General features: G+C 70.8%; 3 protein-coding genes and 1 pseudogene. All 4 read right to left on the bottom strand.

What is annotated here, in order from left to right; all coding sequences use genetic code 11:
• A pseudogene (locus tag Q2100_RS30195) lies at nucleotides 1–249 on the bottom strand (DUF881 domain-containing protein); the annotation flags it as partial.
• Nucleotides 242–886: a CDP-alcohol phosphatidyltransferase family protein gene (locus Q2100_RS30200; RefSeq protein WP_302916979.1), complete on the bottom strand. Its 645-nt coding sequence runs from the start codon at nucleotides 884–886 to the stop codon at nucleotides 242–244. The gene Q2100_RS30200 and the pseudogene Q2100_RS30195, both read right to left, overlap by 8 nt.
• A gap of 10 nt (nucleotides 887–896) precedes the next feature.
• Entirely contained in the window at nucleotides 897–3,245 is a 2,349-nt protein-coding gene (secA2, locus tag Q2100_RS30205) for an accessory Sec system translocase SecA2 (RefSeq protein ID WP_302916980.1), read from the bottom strand.
• A gap of 97 nt (nucleotides 3,246–3,342) precedes the next feature.
• Nucleotides 3,343–3,842, bottom strand: a 500-nt coding sequence (locus Q2100_RS30210) for a GNAT family N-acetyltransferase (protein WP_302916981.1), incomplete at its 5' end; no start/stop codon positions are given.

Here is a 3,842-nt window from a genome sequence, read left to right on the forward strand (position 1 = left end):
CGCCGCGATGGCGAACACCGCCGCCACCGCGGCGGCCGCGAGGACTTGCCAGGTCCATTCCGGCAGCCTGCCACGCGGTCCCTCGGCGGCCCGGCGCTCAGCGGCCGCCGCATATCCGGGGTCGAGGTGGTCCGACAGCAGGGACCGCAGCAACGAGGGCACCGGGATCAGCGTCGGCGCATCCGCTTCGTGCACGTTGCGCCCGGCCTCCGGGTCGTATCCGCCGAGCGCCCGGCTGCGGTCAGCCACCGGAGTGCACCCTCGGCATCCGGCGCAGCACCATCGCGAACTGGATCAGGTAGAGCACGGCCGACCACAGGTAGAGCGCGAGGCCCCAGATCAGGAACGCCCACCCGATCGCCAGCACCACCCTGCTCCACAGCGCGGGGTCCGGGCCGACCGGCTGCCCGAGCAGCACCAGCGGGAAGCCCGACATGAGTGCGAACGTCGCGGCCTTGCCCAGGTAGGTCACCGGCAGCGCGGTCAGCCCGCGGGGACGCAGCAGCGGCAGCGTCGCCGCGAGCACGGCGTCGCGCCCGATCAGGGTGAGCACCACCCACCACGGCACGCTGCCGTGCGCCGCCAGCGCGATCGGCACGGTCACCATGTAGATCCGGTCGACCAGCGGATCGAGCAGTTCGCCCAGCCGCGACGACTGATTGTCCACCAGCCGGGCGATCTTGCCGTCGGCCCAGTCGGAGAAGCCGCTGAACATCAGCAGCGCGACCGCCCACGCGTTGGCGTGCACCACCAGCAGCAGCCACAGGAACACCGGCACCAGCAGCAACCGCAGCACGGACAGTGCGTTGGGGATCGTCAGCACCCGGTCGCGCGGCGCCGGATTCGCTGCGTCTCTGCCCGCGTCACCCCCGGATGCCTGGGACATGGGCCTAAACCTAGCGGAAAACCCCTGGCAGGCTGAGCGCTGCCATCGTGTCGTCGTTCAGCGGGTTGTCATGCACCATGTACGTCCACGTCGACGTCGGCCGCGCCAGCTTGGAGAGGTCCACACCCGGTTCGTCCTCGATGGACGGCGCGGTCTCGAAGGTCTGCTGAGCAGCCTCGATCGCATCGGCCGCCAGCGACGCGAAGGCGTCCACCGCCATCCGGTGGAACTCGTCGAGCGGGTTCTGCCTGCCGAGCGCGCGCAGGTGGATGCTCTCCCTGATGTCCGCGAGGTAGGCCAGGTGCTCACACCAGCCGCGGTCCAGGTGGTACAGCATGATCAGCCGGCAGATCTCCTCGAGGCGATCCTCGGAGAGTTGCTCCAGCAGATCCTCGTAGCGCTTGGGCGCCAGCTCGGCGAGCTCGTCGCGCGCGGCGGCGGTGCGCAGCAACGTGTCTCGGCGGTCGACGATGATCGCCCGCTGCTGGGCGATCAGCTGGTTGTAGCGCCAGGTGTTGGCGTGCACGTCGAGCAGCCTGCCCTCGGCGACGCGCTGGGCGTGATCGAGCAGGCCCGCCGCCCTTGGCGACACGATGCGGCCGTCCTCGTCGGTCTCGGTCGGCAGCTTGTTCGGTTCCAGGTGCGAGAGCACCAGGTCGTCCTCCCAGCTGGAGAAGAACACCGACGTGCCGGGGTCGCCCTGGCGCCCCGCCCGGCCGCGGAGCTGGTTGTCCAGGCGTTCGGTGTGGTGGCGCCCGGTGCCGACGACGTGCAGGCCACCGAGTTCGGCGACCTCTTTCTTTTCGGCGGCATGCTCGCTTACGTCCGAGCCGCCCAGCCGGATGTCGGTGCCGCGACCCGCCATCTGGGTCGATACCGTCACCGCGCGCAGCCGGCCCGCCTCGGCGATGACGCGGGCCTCCTCCTCGTCGTTCTTGGCGTTCAGCACCACCGCGGGCACCCCGTGCTTGACCAGCTTCTCGTGCAGCTCCTCGGACTCCGCGACGTCGTGGGTGCCGACGAGCACCGGCTGACCCGTGGCGTGCACCTCGGCGATGTGCTCGACGATCGCGTCGGTCTTGGCGGCCGCGGTGATGTACACCCGGTCGGTCTCGTCCTCGCGGACGTTCGGGGTGTTCGGCGGGATCGGTGAGACGCCCAGCTTGTAGAACTGGCGCAGCTGCTCGCCGGCGGCCAGCGCCGTGCCGGTCATCCCGCACACCGTGGGATAGCGGTTGATCAGCGCCTGCACCGTGATGGTGTCGAGCACCTCGCCGGTCTCGGTGGTCTCGATGCCCTCCTTGGCCTCCACCGCCGCCTGCAGGCCGTCCGGCCAGCGCTGCAGCGACGCGATGCGGCCGCGCGAGGCGTTGATCAGGTGCACCGCGTCGTCGCGGACGATGTAGTGCACGTCGCGCTGCAGCAGTACGTGCGCGTGCAGGGCGACGTTCACCTCGGTCAGCGTGGTGCCGACGTGTTCCTCGGAGTACAGGTCGATGCCGCCGAGGCGGGCCTCCAGCCGTCGGGCTCCCTCGTCGGTGAGGTGGACGTTGCGGCTGTCGTTGTCCGTGGAGTAGTACCGCTCGGCGTTGCGGTCGGCGATGAGGTCACCGACCAGGCGGATCACCTCGACCCGCGGTGTCTCGCGGTGGCTGGTGCCTGCCAGCACCAGCGGCACCAGCGCCTCATCGACGAGCACGGAGTCGGCCTCGTCGATCAGCGCGACGTCGGGCCGCGGCGAGACGAGGTCGTCGACGGTGGTCACCAGCTGGTCGCGCAGCACGTCGAAGCCGACCTCGTTGACCGAGGCGTAGGTGACGTCGCACTGGTAGGCGGCGCGCCGTTCGGCGGCGGTGGAGTCCGCGGTGATCCAGCCGACGGTCAGGCCGAGCGCCTCCAGCAGCGGGCCCATCCACTCGGCGTCACGTCGGGCCAGATAGTCGTTGATGGTGATGACGTGCACGTTGCGCCCGCCGATGGCGTAGCCGGCCGCGGCGATCGCGCCCGAGAGCGTCTTGCCCTCACCGGTGGCCATCTCGACGACGTCGCCGGCCAGCATCCGCAGCGCGCCGAGGAGCTGGACGTCGAAGGGCCGCAGTCCGGTCGCGCGATCGGCGGCCTCGCGGGCGACGGCGAGGAACTGCGGGATGTCGGCGGACTCGGACAGGTTCTCGAGTTCGAGCAGTTGTGCGGCCTTGCGCAGCTGGTCGTCATCGAGGTCGGCGGCCTTCTTGTCGAAGTCCGCCGACGTCTCGACCTGGGTGAGGGACCGGCTCTGGTCCTTCTCGGTGGTGGCGCCGAGCAGCTTCCAGAACCTGCTGCTCAGGCGGCCTTGACTGCGCGTGGTCGTCTTGGGCACGTGTTCACGGTACGCGTTCGCTTCCCCCGCGAGTGTGCGTGTCCGCACGTCGACACGCCGCCCGCGGTGGCACTTCGCGCACGCTCGCGGACGGGGTTCAGCCCGCGGAGAAGTCGATGTGCACGCAGTCGGCGACTGGTTCGAAACCGATTCTGCGGTAGATCGCGTTGGAGACCGGGTTGGCCAGGTCGGTGAACAGCACGACACCGGTCACCCCGTCGGCAAGTGCGGCGGCCGCTGCCGCCGCGGTGACCGCCGATCCGTAGCCGCGCCCGCGCCGGTCGGCAGGCGTGAACACCGGGCCGATCCGCGCCACACCGGCTGCGGGCGCCCGCAGCATCGCCATGCCGACCGGTTCTCCGTCGACGGTCCACAGCAGGATCCGGTCCCCCACCTCGAACGCGGTGGCCACCAGGCGCCGGCCCGCGGCGTCGTCGCGCGGGTGGCCGAAGGTCTCGCCGTAGAACGCCTCGATCCAGTCGACGAGGAGTGCGGTGTCTTCCGTGGTGGCGAGGCGGGCGCGGCCCGCGACGCCGTTCGGCGGCCGCAGGTGGCCGAGACGGTGCAGCCGCTCCTCGACGGTCACCACGCCGCGGC

Source organism: Mycolicibacterium arseniciresistens (genome assembly GCF_030519285.1).
GTDB classification, from domain to species: domain Bacteria; phylum Actinomycetota; class Actinomycetes; order Mycobacteriales; family Mycobacteriaceae; genus Mycobacterium; species Mycobacterium arseniciresistens.